Genomic DNA, 20,562 nt, shown 5'->3' with positions numbered 1-20,562 from the left:
AGTGAAAAAAAAATGAAATAAAATAGAAAAATTGAAAAAAACTGCAAATATTTGCCGTATATGCTTTGACAATGATACGGAATGCTGCATAGTATGAGCCATGGCAAAAGTGAAACTGCAGGATGTAGCCCGCTCTGCGGGTGTGAGTATCAGTACGGTGAGCAGGGTAATCAACAACCCGGATATGGTTCACCGGCAGACACGAGAAAGCGTTGAAGCGGCAATTCGGGAACTGGGGTTTCTGCCCAAAGCCGGAGCATCCAAGCTTCACCCGGGCAGCGGTGAAACAGGTTCCGGTTCAGTCGAACATGGATGCAACGGCACCTCACCGGTTGTTGCTCTGGTGTCTCCAGTGAACGACAGTGATTTCTATTTTGATCTTCAAATATCCCTGCAGGAAAACCTGCTGGCAATTAATCATTATCCTCTGTTGATACATACCGACGGCGAGTTAAGCCTTTTGCATTTCCTGGAAAAAGATTCAGCCTGGCTGGATGCGGTGGATGCGGTTGTGGTGCTGTCCTGTGAAATAGAAGATCGTGCAATGGAAATTCTCAAAAAACGGGGGGTTCCGGTAGCCTGTGTGCATCGGAGAAACCGTTCCGTGTTTTCTGTACTCAATAATGATTATCTTGGCGGTTACGATGCGGCACAGTATTTATGGTCCCGGGGACACCGGAGATTTGGCCTTGTGAGCTGGGACGCCTTTGGGTCTGACAGAAAAGGTGACCGGGTCACAGGGTTCACCAATTATCTCATGGAAAACGGGGTGGAAATTCCAGAATCACAACGTATCGCTTCAGATTTGAGCATAGCAGGCGGACGAAAAGCAATGGCGGAACTCAGCCGGGGAGAACTGCCGGATGCGGTGTTTTTCACCAGCGACACCATGGCCATCGGAGGCCTGCAGTTTTGCAGAGATGAAGGGATCACAGTCCCGGATACTCTGGCAATTATGGGGTTTGACGACATAAGAATGGCCTCGGTCATGGGGCTGACAACCATGAAACAGTTTATAGCCGCAAAGACCCGTCTCGTTGTGGATGAACTTGACGCCTGTCTGAAAACCGGCAGTGGCGAACTGGACCAAAGAGAGGTTACCATTACACCTGAGCTTGTGCGCCGTATTTCGGCCTGAATGCTGTTCCGGATACACCTGCTCCACCTGCCTGTATGAAACCTGAAAGTTGAACTATAGATTCAGATTGCATATGATAGTAAGTATGGAGGCCGGAGTCATCCCGGATACAGCATATGCTCATACAGCATGACCTTGTCAGGATCTCTTCTTTGCTTGCAGGTTTTGTGACCTTTGCCATGCTCATCTGGACAGGAAGGCGTATGCGGCAGAATTTCCGGGCGCGTATCTATTTTGCACTCACTGCTTGTACATTTATGTATGCATTCGGATACTCTCAAGCCCTGATTCAGACAAATCTGGACTCGCTCATATTCTGGACCCGCTTCGAGTTCGCTGGAGTTCCATTTATCCCGCTGTTTTTGGTACTTCTGTCAGCCCATACCAGATTCTACCGGGAAAACCAGCCGTTTCCATCCTGGGTTTACCTGTTTCTGATTCCGGGTCTTGCTTCCATGTTCGCCAACTGGTTTTACCCTTCCACTAACCTCTATTATCTTAACCGCAGCTTTCGGATGAGCGATCCCTTTTTGATGGTAAACTCAATTACTCCGGGACCTCTGTGGTATCTGCAGAACATTCAGGCAGTTGCGGCAATAATCTTCAGTCTGATTGTATATGCTGAAGGTTCTCTGCGCATCCGGAATAAGCGCAAGGACATGCTGCTGATGCTTTTTGGAATTTCCATTCCAGCCGGCGGATTTATTCTCAGTCTCTCAGGCATATACCAGTCAAGCTATGACATGGTTCCTGCTCTTTTAGGTCTGGCCAGCCCGTTTTTCGCAGCGGGTATTATCAGTGACAGACTAATCAGCGATTTGTCCTATGCAAGGCTGAATTTCTACAAGACCACGGAAAATCCGGTATTTATCTTTAACACTGAAAACCATCTTATTGACCTGAATGCCGCCGCCTTGAAAGCATTCAGAACAACACGCAAACAGGCTCTCAACAGGACCTGGTATGATTTGCTGGACGGGCTGAATGATGGAGAGGTGAAAATCACAACAGAACAGACACAGCTGGGAAAGGAGCTGAGTTTCAACGGGAATACCTATTCCTATACCAGTCTGATCTTTAAAGATCACAAAGGGCGGGTGAGAGGACTTCTTCGAGCCCTTTACGATATTACCCAGGCAAAGAATGCCATGTCGGTTCTTGAACAGGAAGCCAGCTTTGACGGCCTTACAGGATTATTGACCCGGAGACGATGGGAGAATAATGTGGAAATGGCTCTGAAACAGGGGGTGCGCTTCAGTCATTCCGGGAGTCTGCTGGTTCTGGATCTGGATCACTTCAAATCCATTAATGATACGTACGGGCATCAGGCCGGTGACCTGGTTCTGAGAGAGCTTTCTCAGCGGTTGAAAAGCGTATTGAGAGATATTGATATTATCGGACGCTATGGCGGTGAAGAACTGGGAATCTGGCTCATGCAGACCCGTCCTGAGGATGCCCTGGTTGTGGGAGAGAAACTGCGGAAACTGGTTACCGATCTGATAATCAGAACCGGCGGGAACAGCATAGAAGCCAGTGCCAGTGTGGGTATCTACGGGGAGAATGAACTTTCCAGTACAGACCTGTTTTACTACTTTAAGAAAGCTGACAGAGCCTTGTACCGGGCCAAGGAGAACGGCCGTGACCGGGTGGAAATCTCCCGGGAATAATTCCCCGGGAGCAAGTTTATTCAAGGATCCTGTATCAAATCAATGAAATCCGCCGCCGGTGATTCGCAGTTTATCGAAAACCTCGCCGATGGGGGTGAGAAGTTTTCTTGCATCGCTCTGAGGAACACGGGCCTGTTTCCACATGGATATCCGGAAAAATTCCAGAATCGTTTCACGCACGTTATCTTCAGGAAAAAATACATATGAGACGTTTTGTCCAACAGGCTTCAGTACGGTGAAAGAGCTGTATGTGATCACCGGTTCTTCTCCGATGTATACCCTGTCACGGCGGTTGGTGGTGTACTGAATCAGTTCCTTTGTTCTGTAGGGTATTTTATGGGCATCGCTACGATGAGCCGGTTCAATGTGGCTGTTGGGGAAACCTGCGGGCTCCACCAGCACATAGAGTTTTCGGCCCTCTGCCTGAAAAACCAGACCGTCTTCATTCTGATAAATATCTTTTACATTCCCGAATGAGACCAGTTCGTACTTCGTATATGTTGAGTTATCATCATAGAAAACACTCATAATATAGCCGAATTGATCGGGCAGTCTGCCGGCAGAATATGCTTTAAATGTTTCAAGAAGTTTGTCCATGTTGTCCTCCGTTGATCTGTATCTGCGGCGAGGAGAACCAGGCCCTCCATGCCGTTCTTTCTATATTGTAATATCTTTCACCGTACTTTATTATATAAAATATGATGAATGTGAGTTCTGCCTTCAAATTCCTGAATCTCAGTGAGACTGCATCCCAGGCGGAGGCAAACGCCAGATACCGCAGACTGCTGAAGGAATACCATCCGGACAGAAACACCCACCGCAGCGAATGGTCCCATACTATGACCGTCCGTCTCACCGAAGCCTATGATGCGGTGAGCAGTTATATCAGCAGTATCAGAGCCGATGAAGCTGAGCCTCAGGGTGATCATTCTGAATCAAGGAATGTCGCGGACGAACCGGACTCGGGATACAGCATCACCATGCAGGCCCGCATCGGAAATCTCTATGATCAGCTCCTTAATCACATCCATGACTATTATTCCGGAGGAATGAACAACGTGCACCTTCGCCAGGAGGGCACCATGCGCCACCGGTTCCGTGCACTTCTGCGAAGGCTTGCGAACACCGTGGAAGATCTGCATCTAACCATGGAGTGGCCCGGCTCTTCGCTCCAGCACAGCCAGGTCAATGCGATTCATGATTTCGCAGCAGCCTTCTATGAAAATATGCTGATCAAGCCCCGTCAGCCGGAGACGCTGACCCGGGACGAGGCAAAATCCCAGACACTGTACCGCAATGGAAGCCTGTCCATGGACAATGCCATACGAAAGGGAATCCTCGAGCTGGAGCAGAAAAACGGTCTCATCACCCCTGGATCCCGGCATCAGGCCGAGCAGAGCTTTATGCTGCTGCTCAGCGGCTACCCACGGAGCATCTTTGTGGCAGATACCCTGATCAAGCTCTACCTGTTAAAGGCGTTTTCCGCACTCTGTGAGTTTTTAGAGGAACAATTTTAGCTCCGTTACCTTCCACTCATTCCTGTTTTACTCTGACCTGTCTCATTCTGTTCTATCTCATTCTGACCGGTCTCATTTTCAGATCAGAGCATGATGAACGCATGCTCTGATCCTATGTCACTCAGCTTTGTTTCCTGGCTTTCAGGTTCATCTGGGCGATTGCCAGCTTGGCAATGGGTATACCGTAGGGAGACACGGAGACATAATTCAGTCCCGCCTCTGCAATGAAATCGATATTCTGGGGTTCAGCACCGTGTTCCCCGCAGAGTCCCAGCTTGAGATCCGGACGAACCATTCTTCCCCGCAGGGTGGCGGTGGTAACCAGTTCCTTCACCTGAGGCTGGAGAACCTTGAACGGATTATTGGGAAGCAGGTCAAGTTCGGTGTAGTCCGAGAAAAAGGTATTAAAATCATCCCGGGATATCCCGTAGGTAGTCTGGGTCAGGTCGTTGGTGCCGAAAGAGAAAAAGTCGGCATAACGTGCAATAGCCGAGGCATTCAGCGCGGCCGCAGGAAGCTCGATCATAGTGCCCACCCGGTAATCCAGAGGGCCCTTTTTGAAGCCTCTGCTTACCTGTTCTTCAATATCCCTGATTCCGAGAATATGCTTGCCTTCAATTTTCTTTCCGTTCCGTACCACCTTCAGTTCATTGGGGTTCATAACAAGAGGAATCATAATTTCGGGTCTGGGGTTCTTTCCCTCTTCAAGGAGACGGTATGAAGCTTCAAATATTGCACGGGTCTGCATGCGGTAAATTTCAGGATATGATACTGCAACCCTGATTCCCCGATGACCCAGCATGGGATTAAACTCCCGCAGGAGCTGGCTGCGCTCCTTGATTGCAGTTGCTGTCAATCCGGTTCCGTCGGCCTTGGCTTTCGCAGCGAAGTCCTTCATGCCCTTTTCATCTGCGGGAAGGAACTCATGGAGGGGTGCATCCAGCAGTCGTATGGTTACCGGATGGCCATCCATAATTTTCAGCAGCTCATAAAAGTCCTCGGTTTGATCCTTCGCCAGGTCGTCGAGAAATTCCTGGCGCTTTACGCTGTCCTGGGCAAGGATCATATATCGAAACCGGTCAATTCTGGATTCATCAAAAAACATGTGTTCGGTTCGGCACAGTCCGATACCCCGGGCTTTGAATTTCTGCGCAAGCTGGGCATCTCTGGGCTGATCAGCGTTTGCATGTACGTCGATATTTTCGATACGGGTTTGTATTACGTCGAGAAAATCCAGCAGGCCGCTATGCTCCAGCACCGGTTTGGTGAGGCTCCCCTGTCCGATGTACAGCACCGGATCTTCATAATAGGGAACATTCATGGTGATATAATCACCCTCTTTCACCTCTTCTCCGCCGATCTGCACAGATTTTTTCCTGAATACGGCATCGGGCCGTACCAATGCCACCTTTCCAAGACTTCGTGCGACCACAGGCGCGTGGGAGGCGTATCCGCCTTCCGAGGAAAGGACGCCCTGGGCAACCTCTATCGCTTTGACGTCTCCGGCGAAGGTTGAGGGCATGGCGAGGATCATATTCGTATCTTCACCTGCCTGCTGGGCTTGACGGTATGCGGTAATCAGATTCTCTGCATTGAAAAATACTCTGCCGATAGCCGCACCCACAGCTCCGGCAATGCCTCCTTCCTGTGTTTTCAGTTTGGATACTGATTTGGGATCCAGGGTAGGGTGGAGTATTTCCGAAAGTCTACCGGGCTTTACCTTTTCAATCAGATAGTCGTTATCAACAATGTCTCTGTCCCGGAGGTCCAAAAGAGTCTTTATCTCCGCCTGGGCGGATTTATTTGGAGCTGATGACTGATCTACCAGCCACAGCACATCCGCTTCAATTGCGAAACGAATCCACCTGAGTTCCAAAAAGTGATTCTCGAGTTTTACTGCGATATCCTGCAGGGATTTCAGGTGTTTTTTACCAAGATTGTCCAGGGATTTCCCGTTTGGCGCCGACTCATCGTAGGCTGCAGGGAAATACTCGCCCTGAAGTTCGTTTTCTCCGGTCACGATATGATGGGTGTAAAAATATCCCGCCGCAGAATCCTTATCGAAATTTCCGTAAACCATTGCCTGTATCATCACCGCAGAGTCTTCTGAAGTGGGGCTTTTTTTCAGTGCTTCGTCGAATTGCTGAACAACATACTGAAGCTGAAACAGAGGATCGCTGTATATCTCTGCCGGAAGAATTTCCCGGAATTCGTCGATGGTTTTCAGAATTGTAGACTTGCTTTTTGCCTTTTTTAACTTACCGAGATAGGCTTCCAGGGCTTCAATCTCGGTTTCATCATCACTGGCTGCAATGGAAAGTCTGATGATGCTTGAAATAAGATACGCATATTCATTGAATGCAAATTTCTCACCGCTCATTTCTGCAACCATCTCAACGTTGTCATCGATCAGCCCGATATGGTGAATTGATGGAAGGGAGCTTTGGACATTCAGCATGGGACTTTCCACTGCTTTCAGAAGAAGGGGGTTCTTACCGCCGCCGAAACTTTTGCCCATGGTCTTGCCGATATCGGAAATAAATTCCTTCAGTTCGGGCACAACACCCCGGGGGTTGTTAATGAAATGGGCAAGATGCTCATGGGGTATGATAAACCCCGGGCAAATGGGCATATCAAGCTGGGCAAGGGAAGCTGCCCTGATACCCCTGCTGCCGAGAATTTCACTGTTTTTTAATGCTTCGGCATGCTTTCCGCTGCCGAAGGAAATAAACATACTCATTATACTATCTCCTGTTGTCTGATGTCAGGGACCTCAGAACAGTTCCAGAGGCTGGTCAATGCTTCCTTTCAGAAAGGATTCAAAGCGGGGGCTGGCCCCCTCAAACAGATACCGCTGAAGTTTGGAAACATCCTTGATGGTGCTGCCGGCCACTGAAATCATGATCGGAGTGCCATGCTTAACTTTTCCCCATTTAAATAGCGAATTGATGTCCTTGATCCGTTCATTATCATAATAAATAAGAACATCCAGCTCCGGGTAGGTGGAGCGGTAGCTTGCGACAATTCGTTTCCACGCCTCAACATTTCCGTTATGGAATAATTCATTGGTGACCACCACCGAATAACGGGGGGTGATCCTGTATGCACCGTCCCGTGGTTTTCCCCGGGCGGGGCAGGTTGGGTGGCTGCAGGTTTAGGTGCAGCGCGTTTTGCAGCCGAGGCCTTGGCCCGGTACTCCGGACGTTCGGGGGCATCGAATCCTGCAAGTACTCCGTGTACATCCTGCAATGCCTGGTTGAGTTGTTTATCGCTGAGAGAGCCGCTCAAGGACTGAATATATACTGTTATCAATTCATCTTTTAATATGGGGAGTACCGGATCCCAGGAATTCTTCTCCCTGGGGTTGATAATAAATGCTCCCACCTCTGGATGATGATACACCACAGTGATTTGCAGATCTGTCCATTCTGCGAGAGCGGCAATAATATCCTCGGCGCTTTCTATCATCCGGGTAATATTGCGGGATGCAAAATGATATTCGAATTTATCCACTAGAAGAGCGCTGATAATCGGAGGCATCTGCTGCCGGGTGATACTGCCTTCCTGCTCAGCGTTATTGAGCAGGTCGGCAATATTGGCACCGCCACTGATGGATTTCACCAGTGCGGTGGTAAATTTGAAATGCCGCAAAGCAGTATTGAAACCTGCTTTGCGGGAAAATAAATCGAAGTTACCAACCATAATGATTAGAGTTCCTGTAAGTCATCGCCTGAGATATCGCCCTTACCGGGAGATACGTCCGCCTGTCCTTTTACAGTCTTATTGGATGATGCTCCTCCGGAGGAAGGTGCAGGAACGCTTTCCGGCGCTTCTTCAGTCACCTTGTCATACTCACTGGAAAAACTCATGCCAATGTCATCCCGTACAGTTGAACGCCGGCGCTTGAATGCTGCAAATGCTGCGTCCTGGAATCCTTTGGATACTCCATGGAGGAATTCATTCAGCACGTTGGCCATGCTGTTCAGGGTGTATTTCTTCCGTTTGATGCTGGTAATATCAACATCCAGGATCAGTCCCGGCTGAATATGGTAGGGATTGATCTTGTAATCAAAGCTTTCAAACTGACGGCGCAGGAAGGTTACTCTGCCGTCCAGAATCACCCGGTCCCTTGGATTCTGAAAACCGTAGAGAGTTTCGATCTTCTTGGAAATATGGCTGAGCATTTTCTTGAACAGAGACTTTTCGTGGAGATATGTCTGATTCAAGCGCTCAACATCGGTAAGATCCGCCTTGATTTCGGTGATCTCATTCCAGATCTGTCGGAGTTCCTGAACGATGTGGTCACCGGATTCTTCGAATGTAACCGCTTCTTTGCGTTTCCCGATCTTGCGTTCAAGGCGTCGGGCCAGGTCTTCATAATCCTTTGCTCCGCCGAATCGTGAGCGCTTGTCCAGGTAAGTCTGCTCAACCACATCATAGAGGCGCTGGATTTCTTTCCGGTATGATTCAAGCTGAGCATCATACGCTGCCTGTTCCTTGTGAAGCTGGTCGGCATCATAATATTTCAGTCGGATCTGGTAGCGCTCATCCGGCAGATGTTCTGCGTCGGTGTCTTCATATTCCCGGACAATCAGTTCACGGGCATTTTTCAGGTTTTCCATAAACTGGTATCCCATTTTACTGGTATCCAGAATTGAAGTGAGGGAGTTTACCACAGTATTGAAACCCCGGTTTCTGATGTTTTCCATATCTATGATCTTTTTCAGGTTTTCACGGATATTTATTGCATCAAATTCCTTGGGGTCGATTTCCGCCCGGAGACCTTCAATTTTGTCCATGAGGGATTTCGCAAGGAAGGTATAGCGCTTACTGGTTTCATCGTCCGCATCGTCGTCGGTGAAATCGGGAACCCGCTTCATTTTTTCAAAGATGATTTCTGAGTCGCTGAGCTCCTCTTTTCCTTCATCTATCAGCTGATCCTGGAAGCGCTCGATTTCCTGGTCGATGAGAGTGGTGATGGTTCTTCCGATCTGGTCTTTGATCAGATATTCAACGGTAGCCTGATACTGAAAAATGGGGCTGATCAGTTCGGAGTCCAGAATGTTCACAGAAAGCTTCACATCACTTACCGTTTTCGGTTTGTGTACGCTGTCTTTGAACGCTGCTTTAACAACTGCATATGCATTTTCACCCCGGATGAATGCACCCACATCGGTCTTCTGACGCAGAAGTGAGTTAGTGTCATTTTCAAGATCATTCATACCCCGCTGGATATGTCCCTGGAGGTGGCCGTACATATTAACGATGGACTTTTCGATTTCACCGGTGTTGAATTTATCTGCACCGGCAATCTCATCCAGCATGGATGCAATTTCTTTGGGAGTGTAGCGGGCAAGGGCTTTATTCTCTTCCTTGTCCACAAAGTTCCGGATTTTCTTCACCATTTCGTCTTCAGTGGTGGTGATATACCGGTTGAACATATTCTGATAGTTCTGGTTGAAATAGTTGTACAGCTTCTCTTTCAGTCCCCCGGTGATATCGAGCTTCTCGAGCACCTCATCCGGCAGTTTCGACTGAATCGTGTTGAGGATTTTCTCGGTTTCCTCATTTACAAGGTTTTCATACTCCTTGCGCTGGTCACGTCCTTCCTGAGCCAGACTGTTCCGGGATCCGACCGCCGATGGTTTTGACGGGTGGAATATATTCGGGCTGTGGGTAAGATCTGACATAAAATACTCCTTTACAGATGTCATCTCGGGTGTTTGAACCACCCTTATTGGTTTTATCCGCCGCGGCAGGGAAATATCCGTAACCGCGATGTGACCGACTTCAGAAGTTTTTGAAATCTCCAGTACTATTATAGGTTACATCATCAAGGAATTCACGGAATTCTGCAAGACTTTTTCCAGAATCACGGAAAATTCTGGTAATAAAGGAATCTGCGATGCTCCAGAGCATCTCTCCGTCTTCTACGTTGTGGGGGGTTCCGTCGGGAAGCTCCAGATTATTGCCGGGAAATATCCAGTCGGGGTTTCTTCCAAGCTCTGCAGGTTCTCCCAATAAAGCAAACCCGTTGCTGTATGCTATGAGATTGGTAACCCGGAGCACCTCTTCGATGGTCCAGGGGGATGTTCGGTTATTGATATCCGCCGGTTGATCACTGCTCTCGGTAGAAGTTTCGTTCCCGTCGGCGTTTTCTCCAGCTTCGCTGCTATCCTGCGCTGTTCCTTCAGCCGAGGCATCGCCTGTGGAACCGTTGCTCTGGGTACCTTCACTTGGATCTTCCGGGGCGGCGTCAGAATCCCCGGCACTTTGTTCTGCATCGGGTTGTGTTGCCGTCTGCTCAGTCTGCGGGGTTGAGCTCTGATCTCCTGTCTGATCTCCTGATGGGCTGTCGGCTATTGTGGGTCCGCCTCCATTTTGAAAGAGAAGGAAAAGAAGCCACACCACAACGGCCAGGGCTGCGGCAATTCCCAGAAAGCCCAGAATCCGCCGACCTCCGGACGGTTTTTCCGTCTTGCTGCCTGAAGAGGGCGCAGCTTCGCTCTTACCGAACAAACCCGGCGGAGGATTGGTGCCGGATACACCCGGTGCCTGGCCTTCCTGGACGGCGGCCCGGGTGAGCTCGTCGGCTGTTTTGCTGGTTTCGGGGCTGGCAGATGTCAGGGCATTTCCCTCATCAGCTTCCCGTGTGTCCTTGGCAGCTGCATTCTCCGGTACATCTTCGGCGGAGAGGGGGCTTTCCGACGGCTGGTCCGAAGGTTTTTCATTGGGTTTGGGTGCGCCCACCTGCTGCACTTCACGGGTTTTTAGCAGAGCCGCAAGGGTTTGGCTCAATCGTACCCGTTCTTTGTCGAATCCCCCACGGTCGCTCAGGCTTTCACGAAGTTCTTTCACCTTGGCCCGAATTTCCGGAATGCTTTTCAGGGTTCTGCGGTTACCGTTGCTAGCCGGGACAAAAAATATCTTCCAGCCTGATTCAGTCGGCGAAACGAGCCCCCGAACCGGGAGAGGAACCGATGAGTGCAATGTAACCAGTTGATCATGGAGGAACTGCAGGTCTGAGCCGTGGGAATCCCGGCTTTCATTATTTTGAAGCTCATTCCAGAGCCTGAAAGCCAGGGAGATCCGGGCCGGATCATCAAGTTTCTGTGGGCTGAGTTCCGATTCCATGGTTTTCCGTCTCTTGGAAGGATCGGACTCCAGAATCCGGGCAAGTGCGTCCCGGCCTGGTGCTCCCATAATCTTTTCCAGTTCCCCGGCGGATCGGGTCAGGTTTTCTGAATCAGCTCCGGCGGTTTGAGAAGAGTTCCGATCAGTAAATTCATAGGGCACCGCCTTGAGCAGCGGTGCAGGAATTCCGAATGCCCAGGCCTCCTCTCCGGGGAGTGGGAGGCTTTGGCCGGATACCTGGAACTGGGAGCCTTTCAGCTGCTCGGGAAGTGAAAGAGAGCGTATATCCCGGTTACCGGTTTTCAGCAGAAGCTGAAGAACTTCATCTTCAGGACCGGCATTATCAGCCGCATGCTTAACTTCTGCTCCGGCCTGTTTCATGAAGGTGATAAAGTCCTCTTCCATACCGTCGTTTTCCCGCTTATGTCGGAAATACAGGGGTTGGGAATTCAGCTTCTGCCACTTACAGATACCCAGAAGGCTGTTTCGATCGCAGCTTCCCCCGAACGAGTGAAGAAGTTTCGGTGGAATGAGAGTTTCGGCCAGGGCGAAGGTGCTGTCCGGATGAACGTAGAGACTCTCCAATATTCCGTCCCGGAACGCTGCGGGACTTCCGTCGTTCAGAATGATAAATCCCCGTCCGGTGAAATCCCTGGAACTGTAGCCCTGATCTGCGGTGAACTTCTGAAGCCGATTCATCACATGAACCTGATGGTTGTGGCTCCGTTCCAGCTCCAGCAGATCAAACAGACGGTGGCCGTCCAGCATGATCCTGACATTGCCGCTGTCATAAAAAACCACCCGGCTGCCTTCGCCGGTTTCCACCTTGTCGCCGGGTTTGAGAGGATGTTCGGCTATCTTCTCATTCCGGATGAAATGCTTCACCGCATCCACGAGATCGTGGGAGCCCACATAATGCATGTGGTGACTCACCGGTTTTTCAAGGCAGTCCCCTTCGATAAAATAATCACCGGTGAGTCTGTCGGTGAGAAGTACCGAGCTGATATGTCGGCGTATATCTGAAGGAAGATACGGGCTGGTGCCGATGCGAAGAAAAGGCCGGTACTTTCTGTCAGCCTTTCCCAGGTACAGCACATAACATTCCCTGTCAATATGATATACGCGGTTTCCACTGATGTTGAGTTCTTCTTGATTTTCCACCATTAATAACTATAGGACGTAGTTAACAATCTGTCAGCAACAAAGCTGGCATTTTTTACAAAATTCGAGTATTGTGGTACTCACAGGCGGGAAATATGGTCATAACACAACGAAGAGCAGCGAAAATTATCCCGATAGCCGGCGGTAAGGGCGGTGTGGGAAAGACTGAAGTGTGCGCCAATCTGGGTGTGCGTCTCGGTCAATTAGGATACGACACCATTCTTATCGACCTGGACCTGGGCGGCTCCAACCTTCATTCCACCCTGGGATTGAAGAACCGCCATTCGGGGGTGGGGAATTTTCTTTCGGATAAAAGTGTGGGGTTCACCAATCTCATCGCTCCCACACCGTACCCCAATCTCCGTTTTATTCCCGGTGATGTTCTGGTTGCCGGTACACCCAATATCGTATTCAGCCAGAAGCAGAGTCTTATCCGGCACATTGAAAAACTTGAGGCTGATTATATTCTGCTGGATCTTGGATCCGGTGCTTCCAACAATGTGGTTGATTTTTTTCTCTTATCAAACTCAGGGATTGTGATCACTTCTCCCCATGTGGGGGCGGTGCTGAACAGCTACAGTTTTCTGAAGAATACGGTATTCCGATTTCTTATGCGGGCATTTGCCGGCCAGAGCGAAGTGGAGCGGTATTTGCGGAAGTCCATCAAGGAGCGCAGGCCGGGAAACCCTGTAACAGTGGCGAATGTGCTTGGGGGCATGCAGGAACTTGATCCTGCTTTCACCGCCAAAGCCCGGCGCTATGTGAATCTGCTTCAGCCCTCTATAGTATTAAATCTGGTCAGAGACGGTGATGATTTGAACATCGCCGAAAGCCTGCGGGATCTCACTTCCAACAACCTGGATGTAAAACTCTCAACCCTGGGAATGCTGATACACGATGAGGGGCTGGCGGCATCCCACAGAAGCAGCGCTCCATTAACCCATTCCCTTCCTGACAGTCTGTTCGCCGTGGAAATTGACCGCATTGCACAGAAGATCGTCCAGTCTCCGGAGTTTCCCACCCTGGCGCTGGCAACGGAAATGTATTCAGACTCCTTTGAGCTGATGAAAATTGAATCTGCAGAGGACCTGGCTGAACTTCATGAACAGCTTACCCGGCATGAGCGTCAGGACCAGACCGATGCCGAAGAATTCATACAGATTCTCAGTCAGCAGAAGAAGCAGATACATGAGCTGAAAAACACCGTCCGCATGCTTACCATGCGGGATCGATGAGCAGACCATGCCGTACAGCAGGGAAATCAGCCCCGGGGGTAAACACCCCGTTGTGGGAAAGCAGATATACCGGGACATAGCGTATTACCGCATCGACTGGACTCCCCTTCTTCCGGTGGACAGACACCGCATCAATGCGACCGTGCCCTCTCTTCCCGGGATTTGGGAAATCTACTGGCTTGAGAATTCCAGAAGCCCCCGGCTCCTGAAGATGGGACAGGCCTGGTACGGAGGTCTCCGCAATGAACTTCGGCTGGAGGCCGACGGTGAGGATATCCGGAACCGGGATATGAAAGAGAAGCTGCTCAGCGGTGATGCCTACTACCGTTATACGGTGTGTGAAGCCGCCCGGGATCTGGAAGAAGTGTTCGATACGCTGCTGAGCATTCGGGGGCTTCAGGCTGCGGAAGGTCCCGCCAGCAGGAGATACCGTGATGTGCGCATTTCCGAAGATGATGAAATGATTATTCACCGTATACGTACGCCCAGTCAGCCCCGGCGGAAGGAAGAAAGTTTTTCCAACCCCGTTCCCAACATGTTTGATGTGGTGAAGGAGATGCGCAGCAGCGGCCAGCTTCCCCCTGAATCAAAAAAATCCGACAACTGATCCAGTCCCGCTTTATCGATGGATCCATCTGTTCCGCATATTCTTCTCAGGGAATTCTGCTGCCGCTATTGTGTGACCGGATGTTCTTTTTCAGACATTTACCTGCCCTGGGAGCGTTCACCTCGTCGAAGGCCGGCTACCCAGGCGGTGCCAGGAAAGATGCGCTGGGCGGCATGGAATGCCTCTTCCGCTTCCTGTCCATTTCCGTTTTCAAGCTGAGCCGAACCGATCCACGCATAGGCCTGAAACGCAAGCAGTTCGTTCCCGGATGATGCAAGCTGCTTAAGCAGATCAATGCCTCTTCCGTTATTCCCCCCGCCGATGGCCGGGGCATTAATAAAAAACAGTCCCCGGGAAAGAAGCGCACGGAGATTGCCGGGGTTCAGCTCCAGCGCCTTCCGGGGATAATCCCTCAGTTTTGCTCCGTTACTCATCTGGTACAGCGTACCTTTGAAGTTGAACAGGTACATATAGCTGTCGCTGAGCACCCTCCAGAGGTCTGAGTGAATCTCCCTCCCCGCGGGAAGAGCGGGAATGCTCAGCTCATGCTCCCAGTTTTCCAGGCTCATGGATCGCAGATCCTCTTCGATCTGTTCCAGAGCATCTTCACTCAGCCGGATGCTTGTTTCCAGAAATGACTGGGCTTCCCTGTTGTCTCCGCTGCTCATCAGGACAAAGCCCCGGTTCAGCATGATGCGGCTTTCATAGTAGCTGACCACCGGATGGTCTTTCGTCACTCTTCCTGCCAGCTCATCCAAAGCCTCCCGGCTGCGGTTGAGGGCGGTGACCGCCCGGGGAATGCTCTCGTCACGGAACACGGCATACCCTGCGGCCAGAAGCTGTTCTTCCATTATTGTGACAGGTGATGGGGCAGGTATTGGGATGGAGTTCTGCACATCGGTATCTCCATGGACGGGTGGGGGAGTGTTTTCAGCCGTAGTCGGGGGGGATGAATCCTGGCTGAAAACAGGAGCCCCGGCTGTCCAAAGTATCAGCAGCAGGATCATCCCCCGGCAGAGCTGTATCAGCCTGCGAACATAGGGGCGGTGCATCAATGATCCTGCTTCCAGGATGCGGGCGGACAGCATGGTATTCTTCTCCATCAATCCCTGATTACCAGGTCACCCAGTTCGTTGGTATCATCATCTTTCACCGGAAAATAATCGGCAAGAAGATCTCCCATATCGTCGATTGCTGCGCAAAGAGCGTCACTCATTTTTCCTTCCCGGATTCCGGCGGCAATGGCATCGGCAAATTCCTTCCATGCCGACGGCTCAACCTTCTGATTGATCCCGCTGTCTGCCAGTATTTGCACTCTCCGCTCAAACAGGGATACATAAATGAGAACACCGCTTCTATCCCGGGTTTCGCTGAGATTGTTTACCATAAACTCCCGGAACACCGCATCGGTGATGGCGCTGTTTATTTCCAGTCTGGTGGTGAGAAGCCGTTCCAGGGGAGGGATAATATTCACCAGAAAGTATGCTGATATCCCCGATATCAGACTGACCGCAACCGGCAGAAGATATTCCACAACCCCGCCGTCGGCCCATGCACGGGAGGGTGCCCAGAGGAGGGCCATGAGCACTGCCCCAAGGACTGCGCCCACCGCAGCTCCCCTCCATTCGGGAGCTGGATACACCGAACTGCGCCGCGCGATTACCGGCATCACCTCACCGGCGGTTTTGCCTTCCGCCCGTGCAACTGCCGCTTTGATGCGGGTCTGATCACTTTCTGATATTAATGCTTTGCGTTGGGACATATATTTGGTCTCCTTGTAAAATTGACAGGCTTGGAAATCCGGCGGAAACGGAACATAATTCGTTTCACTGTACCGAAAAGGAGCGGCCTACCAGCCGCCTGAGGCACCGCCGCCGCCGAATCCGCCGCCGCCGCCGGAAAATCCTCCGGGACTGCCGCCGCCGAATGATCCTCCGCCGAAACCGCCGTGGTATCCGCGGTGATGCCGGCCGGCACTCATACCCAGCAGGGCCCACAGCCAGAAATTTCCGCTTCGCCGGCGGTGTCCCCCCCGGAAGATATTGAAAAAGCCGGAAAAGAACATGAACATAATGAGGGGAAACAGGAATGAGAGGGTGCTGTCCCCTGAGGCCGCAGCCTGATCCTCACCCGGGAGCTTGCCGCTTCCGGTGTACTCGCCTTTCACCGTGGAAACCATGGCGCCCACCGCCAGCTCGATTCCTTCATCGTAATTTCCGTTCTTGAATGCGGGAGTGATGATATTCCGGATGATTCTGCCGGAGATCAGGTCGGTGAGGCTGCCTTCCAGACCGTAGCCAACCTCAATCCGGATTTCCCTCTCGGCTTTGGAAACCAGAAGGATGGCCCCGTTGTCCTGTTCCCCGGTTCCGATCTCCCATTCCTCGGCAAGTCCGATGCTGTAGCTTTCGATATCCATGCCGTCCAGTGAATTCACCGTTACCACCACAATCTGGGTGGAATCGCTGCGCTCAAGATCCATTAATTGCTCTTCAATCCGGTTTTCACTGCTGCGGCTGATCATCCCGGCCTGATCCACAACTCTTCCGCTAAGCCTGGGATAATTCTGGGCTGCAATAATAGCCGGAATCAAGAGAAACAGCAGGAGAGCCGCTCCCTTTCGTCGGGTTTTGTTGATATTTGGAGTGTCCATCTAATCCTCCTCAGGGGATTGGCTGTTCGAAAATTCCTAAAAATCCACGCTGGGAGCTTCATCTGCGCCGCTGGATGCCTGAAAGTATTCTTTCCGCTCCAGATTGAGCATCAGGTTATTCGTCAGGGACTCGGGAAAGCGCCTGATGGATGTGTTAAAGCTCTGCACTGCTTCGTTGTACCGCTGACGGGCAACCGCAATCCGGTTCTCCGTACCCTCAAGCTGGTTCTGCAGATCCAGAAAGCCCTGGTCGGCTTTCAGTTCAGGATAGTTCTCTGTGACCACCAGGAGCCGTGAAAGTGCGGAGCTGAGTTCGCCCTGGGCTTCCTGGAATTGGGCGAGCTTTTCCGGATCATCTACAATATCCGGTCCGGCCTGGATGGATCCAACTCTGGACCGCGCCTCGGTTACCGCAACCAGGGTTTCCTGCTCCCGGTCGGCATAGCCTTTCACCGTTTCCACCAGATTGGGAATGAGGTCGTAGCGCCGCTGCAGCTGGGCTTCCAGATCACCGAAACTCCTGAATACCTGTTCTTCCAGGGCCTGCAGGCGGTTGTATCCGCAGCTGCTGAGGGTGAGAATGGCCGCGGCCGCCACCGCAAATATGGTCGCACGCATAATTTTTCGTTTCATCTTTTCGTACTTCTCCTAGGGAATATCAATGATTGATACTGAATGTCAGTATATACAATACAGACAGGTGGCGAATTTATTCAAGATTGTGTGCTGATTCAATGAAAATTCCGAATTCCCATGTCATATGGATGATTAGGCCGTATATTATACACAGTGCACGGAAGCTTGTGAAAAAGCGCTGCTTCGCATAGCGTGTAATAGGACAGCACCACCAATGGGGGGCTTCCAACATCCGCCCCCACATCCGGGGTTGTATTGTTCCAAAAAATCCGTTTCACAAGCTTTGGTGCACTTACGAATCTCCAGAGTCAGGGAGGCAAGCTGCAATGGTGACACCGGGTGATCAGCCGAAAACAAATTGGGAATGGGCTCAAGTCTTTGAAGCCGGGGGTGAATTTACCGAAATGGGTTCGCCGTTGGGCTACAACATCCCCATTCTTTTCTCCAATGATGTGATGGCATTGAAAAACCGGGAGATTGTGTTCCCTCTTCTTGAACAGCAAATCGACGGGGTTCGCAAGGATCGTCCGGTACGGTTGTTCAACATCACCCATGTCGACTGGACCGGCAGCCAGCACGAGCTTACCGCCCTGTATTCCACCAACGGCCAGGACACAGCTCTTGACCTGATTCTGGTGTTCCAGCGGGATGAAATGGGGCCGCAAGTGCTGCAGGCGCTTCATTCCATGAAGTGACAATTCCCCTGAATTGATGGAACGGCATCCCCGAAGGGCAGTGGAACTCCGCCGATACCGCCGCTAAGTCCCGGATCCCGGCGCACCGGCCCCCGGCTTCCCGGGGAAGGGAAGCTGGGGGGGCTGCGGTCTTGTTCTGGTAGTATCAATTGGAAATATCAATCGGAAATATCAAATTGGAAAATATCTATTTGAAAAACAGGTTGGTAATGGTCTCACGGTTTCGGGAATTAAATACCGAGTTGTCCTCATAGATCTGTCTGATCCGCTCCTCATAGGCCGTGGCCACCTTATGACGGACAATCTTCATGGTGGAGTTCAACAGACCGTTTTCCGTACTGAAGGGCTCTTCCAGAATTTCAAAAACCTTTGGAGTCCACATGAGTGGAATTTTCTTCCCGGCGACCTCAGGATCCCTGCAGCTGGAAAACTCTTTATTCAGATATTCCAACGCGTCATCCGCATTTTCGATGCCTTCCTGTTGAAATGCATGAGCGCAGGCTTCCCGGTTCAGGGTGAGCAGAACGGTTGTGGCCGGCTGATGGTCGCAGTAAGCCATCACCTGATCGAACAGATCGCCGGTGTTGATGACCGCTTCTTCTATCTCTTCGGGAGGATATTTCTCTCCCGAGGGGTTGATCAGCAGGGCCTTCTGCCGGCCCACCACGTAGAGAAAACCGTCCTCATCGAAATATCCACGGTCACCGGTATGCAGACTTCCGTTGTGCAGTGCCTCCCGACTGGCCTCTTCATTGCGGTAATATCCCTTCATTACGCTGGGAGCGGTTATGACCAGTTCGCCGGTTTCCCCGGTTTCCGCCGCGGAGCCGTCTTCCCGGATGATTTTGCAGTCCACGTTGTGGAGCACCGAGCCCGACGAGCCGAACTTGTGCCGGGCGGGGGTGTTGGTGCAGATTACCGGTGTGGCTTCGGTGAGACCGTAGCCCTGAAACACCGGTACGCCCAGGGCGGCGAAAAACTCCTGCTGCTTCACTTCCAGGATGGCGCCTCCGCCCACGCAGAAGCCGATACGTGAACCGAATACCTGTTTCACCACTGCGGGAAATATCAATGTGCGGGCCAGGAAAAAGGGGAGCGCGTGGCGGAGCCGGACTCCAAGAGACGGCCGGCGGTATCCGTCACCGATCATGGCAATACCGGCCTCAATCCCCGCATCGAACAGCCGGGATACGAGGCCGCCTTTTTCACGCACCCCCTGTTGAATTTTTTTCATGAAATTGCCGCTGAGTGCCGGTACGGTCAGCAGGAAACTGGGCTGAGCCTCCAGAAGGTTTACCGGGATGTTTCTTACCATCCGGGATGAACCGCCCCGGGCGTCCACGAACCAGAGTGTGATCCCTTTGTATATTCCGGCGTAGATTACCACTGTGTGGGCGAAGGAATGATCCAGGGGCAGAATAACCAGGGTTTCCGCACTTCCTTCAGGAAGCTGGAAGTCATCCGCCGCCGCCGTCGAGTTGGCAACATAGTTGCGGTGGGTGAGCATTATCCCTTTGGGGGTGCCGGTGGTTCCCGAGGTGTAACTGATGGTTGCGGTATCGTCGGGTGAAATTTCGGCAAGAGAGTTTTTCAGGAGCTCCGGTTTGCCGGATACAATTTCCCTGCCCTGTGTGAGAATTTCTTTCCACCGGATATAGTGTTCGCCTTCGGTCATTCCCAGGGAGTTCAGTTTTTCAATCTGGTCCTGTCCGGGCTCATCCAGGAGAATAATAAAGGGGGAGGCTGAGAAGGACTCCAGGCTCTGAAGGAGTTTGGGAAGCAGGTTGGCGCTCACCATGAAATAGGCTGCCCGGGAATGGTTTTGCCGATAGGCAATCTCTTCGCTGAGAAGCTGAATGGACAGAGGAACCGAGACAAGTCCCGCTTTCAGCACCGCCAGTTCTCCCAGCACCCATTGGCTGCTTCCCTCAGAAAGGATGATGCAGCGTTCGCCTCGGGGGGTTCCCCGCCGCAGAAACCAGCCGGCTGCGGCGGAACTCAGATCATCCGCCTGTCGGAACGATGTTTCATTCCATCGGTTCTCACCCTTGATTTTCAAATAACTTCGGTCCCCGTAACGGCGGGCAGACCATTCCAGCATTTCAATGATTGTGTTCAC

Annotated in this window: 17 protein-coding genes; 6 read left to right on the top strand and 11 right to left on the bottom strand. The window is 51.4% G+C overall.

Annotation, left to right across the window (positions count from 1 at the left end):
- Positions 1 to 100: 100 nt before the first annotated feature.
- Together L21SP2_RS11110 and L21SP2_RS11105 are read left to right on the top strand one after the other, a co-directional pair.
- The gene (locus tag L21SP2_RS11110; protein WP_024268606.1) at positions 101 to 1,138 is read left to right on the top strand and encodes a LacI family DNA-binding transcriptional regulator; all 1,038 of its coding nucleotides are present in this window, start codon (positions 101 to 103) and stop codon (positions 1,136 to 1,138) included.
- A 116-nt stretch (positions 1,139 to 1,254) separates the two neighbouring features.
- Positions 1,255 to 2,805 (top strand): histidine kinase N-terminal 7TM domain-containing diguanylate cyclase, encoded by a 1,551-nt coding sequence (locus L21SP2_RS11105; protein WP_024268605.1) that lies wholly within the window; start codon positions 1,255 to 1,257, stop codon positions 2,803 to 2,805.
- A gap of 39 nt (positions 2,806 to 2,844) precedes the next feature.
- Here L21SP2_RS11105 and L21SP2_RS11100 read toward each other — a convergent pair whose 3' ends face one another.
- Positions 2,845 to 3,402, bottom strand: a complete 558-nt coding sequence (locus tag L21SP2_RS11100; RefSeq protein ID WP_024268604.1) for a hypothetical protein — start codon at positions 3,400 to 3,402, stop codon at positions 2,845 to 2,847.
- Between the two features lie 101 nt (positions 3,403 to 3,503).
- On the opposite strand from L21SP2_RS11100, the gene L21SP2_RS11095 reads away from it, so the two are divergent.
- The gene (locus tag L21SP2_RS11095; RefSeq protein ID WP_024268603.1) at positions 3,504 to 4,322 is read left to right on the top strand and encodes a DnaJ domain-containing protein; all 819 of its coding nucleotides are present in this window, start codon (positions 3,504 to 3,506) and stop codon (positions 4,320 to 4,322) included.
- Between the two features lie 121 nt (positions 4,323 to 4,443).
- Here L21SP2_RS11095 and L21SP2_RS11090 read toward each other — a convergent pair whose 3' ends face one another.
- From L21SP2_RS11090 to L21SP2_RS11075, 5 genes are all read right to left on the bottom strand, one after another.
- A complete protein-coding gene (locus tag L21SP2_RS11090) occupies positions 4,444 to 7,062 on the bottom strand; it encodes a putative PEP-binding protein (RefSeq protein ID WP_024268602.1) in 2,619 nt (872 codons plus the stop codon).
- Between the two features lie 33 nt (positions 7,063 to 7,095).
- Positions 7,096 to 7,224 carry a hypothetical protein gene (locus L21SP2_RS19055; protein WP_280113254.1) on the bottom strand — a complete coding sequence of 43 codons (129 nt, stop codon included), beginning with the start codon at positions 7,222 to 7,224 and terminating at the stop codon, positions 7,096 to 7,098.
- Positions 7,221 to 7,973 carry a hypothetical protein gene (locus tag L21SP2_RS11085; protein ID WP_244437923.1) on the bottom strand — a complete coding sequence of 251 codons (753 nt, stop codon included), beginning with the start codon at positions 7,971 to 7,973 and terminating at the stop codon, positions 7,221 to 7,223. The genes L21SP2_RS19055 and L21SP2_RS11085 overlap by 4 nt, the downstream gene beginning before the upstream one ends.
- Before the next feature lie 56 nt (positions 7,974 to 8,029).
- The gene (cfpA, locus tag L21SP2_RS11080; protein ID WP_024268601.1) at positions 8,030 to 10,012 is read right to left on the bottom strand and encodes a cytoplasmic filament protein CfpA; all 1,983 of its coding nucleotides are present in this window, start codon (positions 10,010 to 10,012) and stop codon (positions 8,030 to 8,032) included.
- Between the two features lie 100 nt (positions 10,013 to 10,112).
- On the bottom strand, positions 10,113 to 12,620 hold the full coding sequence (locus tag L21SP2_RS11075; protein ID WP_024268600.1) for a transcription elongation factor Spt5: 2,508 nt from the start codon (positions 12,618 to 12,620) through the stop codon (positions 10,113 to 10,115).
- Between the two features lie 92 nt (positions 12,621 to 12,712).
- Here L21SP2_RS11075 and L21SP2_RS11070 point away from each other — a divergent pair, with 92 nt between their 5' ends.
- Together L21SP2_RS11070 and L21SP2_RS11065 are read left to right on the top strand one after the other, a co-directional pair.
- On the top strand, positions 12,713 to 13,852 hold the full coding sequence (locus L21SP2_RS11070) for a nucleotide-binding protein (protein WP_024268599.1): 1,140 nt from the start codon (positions 12,713 to 12,715) through the stop codon (positions 13,850 to 13,852).
- 7 nt (positions 13,853 to 13,859) lie between these two features.
- Entirely contained in the window at positions 13,860 to 14,459 is a 600-nt protein-coding gene (locus tag L21SP2_RS11065) for a hypothetical protein (protein ID WP_024268598.1), read from the top strand.
- A gap of 98 nt (positions 14,460 to 14,557) precedes the next feature.
- Here the strand turns inward: L21SP2_RS11065 and L21SP2_RS11060 are convergent, their stop codons facing one another.
- The 4 genes from L21SP2_RS11060 to L21SP2_RS11045 form a co-directional block, all read right to left on the bottom strand.
- Positions 14,558 to 15,562: a hypothetical protein gene (locus L21SP2_RS11060; RefSeq protein WP_041401520.1), complete on the bottom strand. Its 1,005-nt coding sequence runs from the start codon at positions 15,560 to 15,562 to the stop codon at positions 14,558 to 14,560.
- Positions 15,562 to 16,221 (bottom strand): TPM domain-containing protein, encoded by a 660-nt coding sequence (locus L21SP2_RS11055; protein ID WP_024268596.1) that lies wholly within the window; start codon positions 16,219 to 16,221, stop codon positions 15,562 to 15,564. Before L21SP2_RS11055 ends, L21SP2_RS11060 begins: the two co-directional genes overlap by 1 nt.
- A gap of 87 nt (positions 16,222 to 16,308) precedes the next feature.
- Positions 16,309 to 17,112, bottom strand: coding sequence for a TPM domain-containing protein (locus L21SP2_RS11050; protein WP_024268595.1), 804 nt, complete (start codon positions 17,110 to 17,112; stop codon positions 16,309 to 16,311).
- 36 nt (positions 17,113 to 17,148) lie between these two features.
- Positions 17,149 to 17,745, bottom strand: a complete 597-nt coding sequence (locus L21SP2_RS11045; protein ID WP_024268594.1) for a LemA family protein — start codon at positions 17,743 to 17,745, stop codon at positions 17,149 to 17,151.
- Between the two features lie 329 nt (positions 17,746 to 18,074).
- Between L21SP2_RS11045 and L21SP2_RS11040 the strand changes: the two genes are divergently transcribed.
- Positions 18,075 to 18,443: a hypothetical protein gene (locus L21SP2_RS11040; protein ID WP_024268593.1), complete on the top strand. Its 369-nt coding sequence runs from the start codon at positions 18,075 to 18,077 to the stop codon at positions 18,441 to 18,443.
- Positions 18,444 to 18,630: 187 nt separating this feature from the next.
- On the opposite strand, the gene L21SP2_RS11035 is transcribed toward L21SP2_RS11040, so the two are convergent.
- Positions 18,631 to 20,562, bottom strand: a complete 1,932-nt coding sequence (locus tag L21SP2_RS11035; RefSeq protein WP_024268591.1) for an AMP-dependent synthetase/ligase — start codon at positions 20,560 to 20,562, stop codon at positions 18,631 to 18,633.

It is taken from the genome of Salinispira pacifica (genome assembly GCF_000507245.1).
Taxonomy (GTDB): Bacteria; Spirochaetota; Spirochaetia; order DSM-27196; family Salinispiraceae; genus Salinispira; species Salinispira pacifica.
Note: the sequence above shows the minus strand (reverse complement) of the source record. Positions and strands in the feature narration are given on the sequence as shown.

Bases quoted from the DNA above. Each gene is read 5' to 3' on its own strand.
- L21SP2_RS11110 (WP_024268606.1), top strand. From the start codon at position 101: ATGGCAAAAGTGAAACTGCAGGATGTAGCCCGCTCTGCGGGTGTGAGT.
- L21SP2_RS19055 (WP_280113254.1), bottom strand. From the start codon at position 7,224: ATGATTTCAGTGGCCGGCAGCACCATCAAGGATGTTTCCAAACTTCAG.
- L21SP2_RS11075 (WP_024268600.1), bottom strand. From the start codon at position 12,620: ATGGTGGAAAATCAAGAAGAACTCAACATCAGTGGAAACCGCGTATAT.
- L21SP2_RS11040 (WP_024268593.1), top strand. From the start codon at position 18,075: ATGGTGACACCGGGTGATCAGCCGAAAACAAATTGGGAATGGGCTCAA.
- L21SP2_RS11065 (WP_024268598.1), top strand. From the start codon at position 13,860: ATGCCGTACAGCAGGGAAATCAGCCCCGGGGGTAAACACCCCGTTGTG.
- L21SP2_RS11070 (WP_024268599.1), top strand. From the start codon at position 12,713: ATGGTCATAACACAACGAAGAGCAGCGAAAATTATCCCGATAGCCGGC.
- L21SP2_RS11100 (WP_024268604.1), bottom strand. From the start codon at position 3,402: ATGGACAAACTTCTTGAAACATTTAAAGCATATTCTGCCGGCAGACTG.
- L21SP2_RS11060 (WP_041401520.1), bottom strand. From the start codon at position 15,562: ATGGAGAAGAATACCATGCTGTCCGCCCGCATCCTGGAAGCAGGATCA.
- L21SP2_RS11055 (WP_024268596.1), bottom strand. From the start codon at position 16,221: ATGTCCCAACGCAAAGCATTAATATCAGAAAGTGATCAGACCCGCATC.
- L21SP2_RS11090 (WP_024268602.1), bottom strand. From the start codon at position 7,062: ATGAGTATGTTTATTTCCTTCGGCAGCGGAAAGCATGCCGAAGCATTA.
- cfpA (WP_024268601.1), bottom strand. From the start codon at position 10,012: ATGTCAGATCTTACCCACAGCCCGAATATATTCCACCCGTCAAAACCA.
- L21SP2_RS11050 (WP_024268595.1), bottom strand. From the start codon at position 17,112: ATGGACACTCCAAATATCAACAAAACCCGACGAAAGGGAGCGGCTCTC.
- L21SP2_RS11045 (WP_024268594.1), bottom strand. From the start codon at position 17,745: ATGAAACGAAAAATTATGCGTGCGACCATATTTGCGGTGGCGGCCGCG.
- L21SP2_RS11095 (WP_024268603.1), top strand. From the start codon at position 3,504: ATGATGAATGTGAGTTCTGCCTTCAAATTCCTGAATCTCAGTGAGACT.
- L21SP2_RS11105 (WP_024268605.1), top strand. From the start codon at position 1,255: ATGCTCATACAGCATGACCTTGTCAGGATCTCTTCTTTGCTTGCAGGT.